General features: G+C 49.5%; 8 protein-coding genes and 1 other annotated feature. Of the genes, 5 read left to right on the forward strand and 3 right to left on the reverse strand.

Annotated features, from left to right (window positions below):
• Positions 1-119: 119 nt before the first annotated feature.
• Together rplL and rplJ are read right to left on the reverse strand one after the other, a co-directional pair.
• Positions 120-491, reverse strand: a complete 372-nt coding sequence (gene rplL / locus FD09_RS14580) for a 50S ribosomal protein L7/L12 (protein WP_057822426.1) — start codon at positions 489-491, stop codon at positions 120-122.
• Positions 492-532: 41 nt separating this feature from the next.
• Positions 533-1,045 carry a 50S ribosomal protein L10 gene (gene rplJ, locus FD09_RS14585; protein WP_057822427.1) on the reverse strand — a complete coding sequence of 171 codons (513 nt, stop codon included), beginning with the start codon at positions 1,043-1,045 and terminating at the stop codon, positions 533-535.
• Positions 1,046-1,079: 34 nt separating this feature from the next.
• Positions 1,080-1,196 (reverse strand) — a sequence feature (ribosomal protein L10 leader region).
• Between the two features lie 182 nt (positions 1,197-1,378).
• On the opposite strand from rplJ, the gene FD09_RS14590 reads away from it, so the two are divergent.
• The 5 genes from FD09_RS14590 (at position 1,379) to FD09_RS16810 (ending at position 5,683) form a co-directional block, all read left to right on the forward strand.
• On the forward strand, positions 1,379-1,939 hold the full coding sequence (locus tag FD09_RS14590) for a cysteine hydrolase family protein (RefSeq protein WP_057822428.1): 561 nt from the start codon (positions 1,379-1,381) through the stop codon (positions 1,937-1,939).
• Between the two features lie 20 nt (positions 1,940-1,959).
• Positions 1,960-3,393 carry a nicotinate phosphoribosyltransferase gene (locus FD09_RS14595; protein WP_083487995.1) on the forward strand — a complete coding sequence of 478 codons (1,434 nt, stop codon included), beginning with the start codon at positions 1,960-1,962 and terminating at the stop codon, positions 3,391-3,393.
• 125 nt (positions 3,394-3,518) lie between these two features.
• Complete coding sequence (locus FD09_RS14600; protein WP_057822429.1) at positions 3,519-4,679, forward strand: NADH-dependent flavin oxidoreductase; 1,161 nt, start codon at positions 3,519-3,521, stop codon at positions 4,677-4,679.
• A 76-nt stretch (positions 4,680-4,755) separates the two neighbouring features.
• A complete protein-coding gene (locus FD09_RS16805; protein WP_235812313.1) occupies positions 4,756-5,343 on the forward strand; it encodes a diacylglycerol/lipid kinase family protein in 588 nt (195 codons plus the stop codon).
• Complete coding sequence (locus FD09_RS16810; RefSeq protein ID WP_235812314.1) at positions 5,291-5,683, forward strand: diacylglycerol/lipid kinase family protein; 393 nt, start codon at positions 5,291-5,293, stop codon at positions 5,681-5,683. Before FD09_RS16805 ends, FD09_RS16810 begins: the two co-directional genes overlap by 53 nt.
• Here the strand turns inward: FD09_RS16810 and FD09_RS14610 are convergent.
• On the reverse strand, positions 5,625-6,344 hold a 720-nt coding region (locus FD09_RS14610; protein ID WP_157053858.1), incomplete at its 5' end, for an ABC transporter ATP-binding protein. The two genes, FD09_RS16810 and FD09_RS14610, sit on opposite strands and share 59 nt — an antisense overlap.

Raw genomic sequence — 6,344 nt, forward strand, 5'->3', positions numbered from 1 at the left:
TCTCCATAACTACTGTTGCTTATTATATCGTATTTTCCTGACGGTACAAAAAATACCGCACCACCACGGCTTTTGTAGTCGTTGCAGCGCGGTATTCTAAATAACAAGGTAGGCTAAAATTACTTAACAGTAACCGTGGCGCCTACTTCTTCAAGTTGAGCCTTCAGCTTGTCAGCGTCATCCTTAGAAACCTTTTCCTTGATGACAGTCGGAGCATTATCAACCATGCCCTTAGCGTCCTTCAGGCCTTGGCCAGTGATTTCACGAACAGCCTTGATGACCTTAACCTTTTCTTGGCCAGCTTCGGTCAATTCAACGTCGAATTCAGTTTGTTCTGCACCAGCGTCAGCGCCGCCAGCAGCACCAGCTGCAGCTACGGGAGCAGCAGCGGAAACATTGAATTCATCTTCGATTGCTTTTACTAAGTCGTTCAATTCAAGGATAGTAGCACCCTTCAATTGTTCGATAATGCTTTGTGTGTCTAAAGCCATATCTATTTACCTCCGAATTTTAATTACGATTTTAAGAACAATTATGCAGCGGGTTCGTCGTCGCCCTTGCTGTCTGCAACAGCGTTAAGCGCATAAGCAACGTTGCGAACAGGTGCTTGCAGAACAGAAAGCAGCATGGATAACAGACCTTCGCGATCCGGTAAAGTGGAAAGCTCGCTCAGTTGGTCCATGGAAGCGACCTTACCTTCGATCATGCCGCCTTTAACTTCCAAATTCTTGGCAGTCTTAGCGAACTTGTAGATGACCCGTGCCGGTGCAGCAACATCCTCGTAAGAGAACGCCACGGCGGTCGGCCCAGTAAATGTGTCATCCAAGCCTTCATAACCAGACTTTTCAGCAGCACGGCGCAAATACGTATTCTTGATGACTTCTAATTCAACGCCTTCGTCTCGTAATTGCTTACGCAGATTGGTATCTTCCTCAACAGTCAGACCCAAGTAGTCGACGACAACAGCGGATTTAGCACGACTGAACTTATCAGTGACTTCATCAACAACAGCAGCTTTTTTTGCAATTGTGGCTTCTTTTGGCATGTGATTCACCTCCATATAATGAGTTATAGAATTTCTTGCCATAAAAAAACTCCATGCCTGCCTAGACATAGAGTACACTCCGAATTAACTCCTCGGCGGGATATTAAGGCCATACGGCCACCCGAGTCTTAGGCAGAAAATAACCAAGAAGAAGCATAGCATGAACCTGCCCACAGCGTCAATAGAATCCTGCAATAATTTTTTTGATTTAGGCCGCATAATTTGAAAAATGACAGCCAATCGCGTATTGTAGTCACCAAGTAAAAGTTCAACGCACTTTTATTTTATCGAAATTTAGGTTATTTTAACTTTAATTCAGAAAGGCTGTTTCCGATGGCACATACCAATGAAGCATTACTGATTATTGACTACACCAATGACTTTGTCGCCGATCAAGGCGCTCTTAGCTGCGGACAACCGGGACAAGTGTTGGCCGAGCCAATCGTGGCCTTGGCCAACGAATTCCTCCAACAAGACGGGTGGGTCTATTTGCCTACGGATGTCCACACGCCCCACGATCCCTATCATCCTGAGAGCAAACTATTTCCACCACACAATGTGCGCCATACATGGGGCCGGGAATTCTTTGGTCCATTGAAACCTTGGTATACGGCCCATCAATCTGAAGAGCACGTCAATATGTTCGACAAAACACGCTACTCTGCTTTCGCTGGCACCGCCTTGGACCTGCGTTTGCGTGAGCGTCGAATCAACACTGTCCATCTGGTCGGTGTTTGTACTGATATCTGTGTCCTGCATACCGCTGTCGATGCGTACAATCTGAATTACCAAATTATTGTTCACCAAAATGCGGTGGCAGCATTGACCCCGGCCGGTCAAACTTGGGCTTTAGACCATTTTGCCCATGTTCTGGGTGCCACAGTGACCGAATAAGATTTGAAGAAGGTTTTTAAATGAATATGAACCATGCTTTACTAACTGATCTGTATGAGTTCTCCATGGCGAATGGCTACTATGCCACTTTACCCCATGAAGATCGAGCCGTTTTTGATATTTTCTTCCGCAATGTCCCGGACCAAGGCAGCTTTGTCATTGCCGCTGGTTTGCAGCAGGTTCTTGACGCCTTGCAGAATTTCCATTTTGCACCGGCAGACATCGACTATTTGCGTGGCCTGCACCTTTATTCGGTAGACTTCTTGGACTACCTTGCCGATTTACAGTTGGCCTGTACAATTACCGCCCTGCCCGAAGGGACGCCGGTCTTTCCCCGGGAACCATTAATTACCGTTGAAGGACCATTGATGCAAGTGCAATTATTAGAAACATTGCTGCTAAATATTGTGAACCATCAATCCTTGATTGCCACCAAGGCCCGCCGGATCACAGCCGCAGCTGAGGGCAGACCAGTGATGGAATTTGGTGCGCGGCGTGCCCAAGGACCAGACGCAGCGGTGTATGGGGCGCGGGCAGCAATTATCGGCGGCTGTGCCAGCACTTCCAACGTATTGGCCGCACAATTGTTTCATATTCCTGCTGCTGGCACCATGGCCCACAGCTGGGTGGAATCCTTTCCAGACGAACTAACCGCTTTTCGCGCCTGGGCGAAAGTTTACCCGGATAATAGTGCACTGCTGGTCGATACGTTTGATGTCCTCGCATCCGGTGTACCCAACGCCATCACTGTGTTCAAAGAGTTACGGGCGGCCGGTCACCGCCCGGTGGGTATTCGGATCGATTCCGGAGATATCACTCAATTGGCCACACAAGCCCGTCAAATGTTAGATGACGCGGGCTTTCCAGAAGCCAAAATCACTGCCTCCAATGCACTGGACGAAACTGTGATCCAGTCATTACTGAAACAGGGCGCGCCATTAGACAACTTTGGGATCGGCGAAAAGCTGATCACCAGCGCTTCGTCACCTGTTTTGAGCGGTGTCTATAAGCTGGCGGCCTTACAAACCCAGGGTGACTGGCAGCCGAAAATAAAGGTCAGCGCCAGTCGTGAAAAGACGACCCTACCCGGTCATAAGCAAGTCTACCGGCTCTTTCATCCGGGTAGCCAGCAGGCATTCGCTGACGTGATTGCACTGGCCGATGAAACGCTGGCGACAACCATTGCGGCGATCAATGCCAATCCCCTGGCCACGCACACCAAGGTGACATTAAAAGACTTCACTGCCCAACCGCTCTTACACACTGTATTCAAACCCGGTGCACCAGCGACGGAACCGACCGACGTCTTTGCCATCCAGAATTACTGTCAGGATGAATTAACCCGGCTGCCGGCAGCCACAAAACGGCTAGTCAACCCTGACTTGTATCCCGTGTACCTCACACCAAAATTAGCCGATTTACAGCAGCAACTCGTTGACGCCCATCAGGCATAATGATTCAACAATCGAATTCAATTGGGGATCGGAATTTTGTTCCGATCTTTTTTATCCAGTGCCGTCTTGCATACTGTGCTAAATTGGATGTATTAGAAACAAAATTCAAAAGGAGCGTATATTTCATGACGGCATACGAATTTTTGAAGCCTTTGACATTCCCCAAAAAAGGCATCACAGCGAAAAACCGCATCACCATTCCCCCAATGACTGAGCAGATGGCTTTTCACGACGGTACCGTAACCCAGGACGAATTACACTACTATAGTTTACATACAGGCGGCGTGGGTATGTATATCACTGCCGTGGCCAACGTGAATGACCTGGGTAAGGGGTTTGAGGGCGAGTTGAGTATTGCCCATGATGAAGACATCCCTGGACTGACGCGATTGGCCAATGCGATTAAGCAAAACGGCACGCTCGCCATTATCCAAATCTTTAGTGCTGGTCGAATGACCAACAGTCACGTGCTGCGGGGTCACCAACCAGTGAGTGCCAGTGCTGTCGCTGCACCCCGGGCCGGCTATGAAACACCCCAAGCGCTCAGTGGTGCTGCTGTTGAACAAACCGTCGAGGACTTTGGGGCAGCCGTCCGGCGCGCCATTCTGGCCGGTTTCGACGGGGTTGAATTGCACGGCGCCAATACTTATCTGCTCCAACAATTTTTCTCTCCCCATTCTAACCGCCGCACGGATGAATGGGGTGGCAGTTTGGAAAACAGAATGCGGTTTCCAGTCGCAGTCGTTGATAAAGCCGCGGAAACAATTGCACGCTATGCGGACAAACCATTTTTACTTGGCTATCGCCTCTCTCCCGAGGAAGTGGAGACACCAGGAATTACCCTGAACGATACATTGGCGTTGGTGGAAACATTAGTGGAACGCCCACTAGATTATCTGCACGTGTCTCAAAACAATGCATGGGGCACCCCGTTACGTGACCACTCTGACCACACCATCATCAACCAGGCCATTAAACGCCAACTCGGCGGGCGCCTGCCCATGATCGTTGTCGGCGGAATCAAGACGCCGGCAGAGGCCGAAAAGGCAGCTGAAAACTTTGATTTCGTTGCACTGGGACATGAGAGTCTGATTGAACCCAACTGGGTGGAAAAAGTCGAGGCCGACAATGAGGATGCCATTCGTTATGCTGTTGCATTAAGTGACCTGACTGAGCTGGGTATTCAACCACCATTCTGGCAAATGATTCTCAACGTTTCCGGTGGTCCCGCTGGTGTCCCAGTGGTGGGTGAAACAACCAACGATGCTCAATCATCTGGGGAATGATTGAGCAACTTAATATCACTATCCTGCTGAAAACCGTATCATTAAGATATCAGTCTATGGAAGTGGAGAATAGCCGATGGAAAACATCACTCTGATTATTAATCCCCAAGCCGGTAATTCCCGGCATCGTAAACAGATACCCGCACTTGTGGCCCAGTTAACACGCCTTTTTCACATTGATCAAACCTACTACACCGCCCAAGACGGTGATGCCCGCCGTATTGCCCGCGGCCTGGCGCCGTCTGTGAATGGCCGCTGCATTGTGATTGGCGGTGATGGGACATTGCACGATACCGTCAACGGCTTGCAGGAAAGTCAAAACCAGACCGTCGCAGTCGGTTATATTCCCACTGGTACCGGTAATGATTATGCCCGCGCCCACGGCATCCCCCTGCAACCCAACCGTGCCATCGCTGCTTTACGCCACAGCCGGCCAATCGTGACAAAAATCGGCAAGGCCGTCTCGCCAGAAATCGGAACCCAATACTTTATTAATAACTTTGGCATTGGCATTGACGCCCGCATCGTGTATGACACCAATCATTCGGAGACTAAAACGGGGCTAAACCGCCTGCACCTTGGTCAATTTGCCTACTTGACCAATATTCTTCATTCTTCGCGCATTAAAGAATCAACACGGGTTCCCCGCCACTTGGCAGGCTGAACAAACCCACTTTAATGATCGCAGCTATCTTTTTGTATTCACCAACCATCCTTTCTTAGGCGGCGGCATCCGCCTTTTTCCCGATGATCAACGGGATCCGGACCGTCTGAGTCTAGTGATGGTTAACAAAGCCAAATGGCACGTTCTGGTACCCATCTTGATGAACATTCTGAGCGGCCAATCGAATCACCCGCGGCTGCACGTTTATCGCCGCCATCACTTCCGCTTCGCCACTACCGCCCAGGAACATATCCAAATTGACGGTGAAGAATTCCACGCGCCTATTCATGTGGTGTTATCCCAGACGAATCAGTTGATGTGGTTACCGGGAACTGAATAACGTGATCAAACAGCGGCGTTGTTTCTGCATGGGGCGTATGACTGATCATGATCAAGGTCAACGTTGGATCGGTCAGCAAATCCCGCTCAATTTGCACGGCCGTCGCTGCATCAACAGCACTCGTCCCTTCGTCCAGCAGCAGGATCTGATAGCCGCGCAGTAGACCGCGGGCCAAAGCCAACCGTTGTAATTGACCACCAGAGAGGCTGCTGCCTTTTGCACCCACATCCTGGCGCAAAAAATCGGGCCCCTGATCAGCAGCCGTAATTAGCCCAACCCGTTGCAACACGTGAATCATTTCCTGCACGGAATAGTTTTTCGTCAACTGCAAATTGTCGCCCACACTGCCGCTAATCACTTGCGGCGTTTGGGCCAGATAAAGGATTTGATCCATCAATGCCCGTTGACCCCACGCACGATAATTTTGACCTTCGAAGGATACAATTCCCGTATAGGTGGTCAAATATCCCGCAATAATTTTTAATAAAGTGGATTTACCCGCACCACTGGGTCCTTCTAACAGATATTTTTGACCTTGTTGAAACGACAATGAAACATCACGGAAAATAGGTTGCTGTGGATACTTAAATGTCACTTGTTGCAAAGCAATCAGTGGTGCTTGGAAGATCCGGGAAATGAAGTGCAACAAAAAAGTTAGACA

It is taken from the genome of Schleiferilactobacillus perolens DSM 12744 (assembly GCF_001435585.1).
GTDB lineage: Bacteria > Bacillota > Bacilli > Lactobacillales > Lactobacillaceae > Schleiferilactobacillus > Schleiferilactobacillus perolens.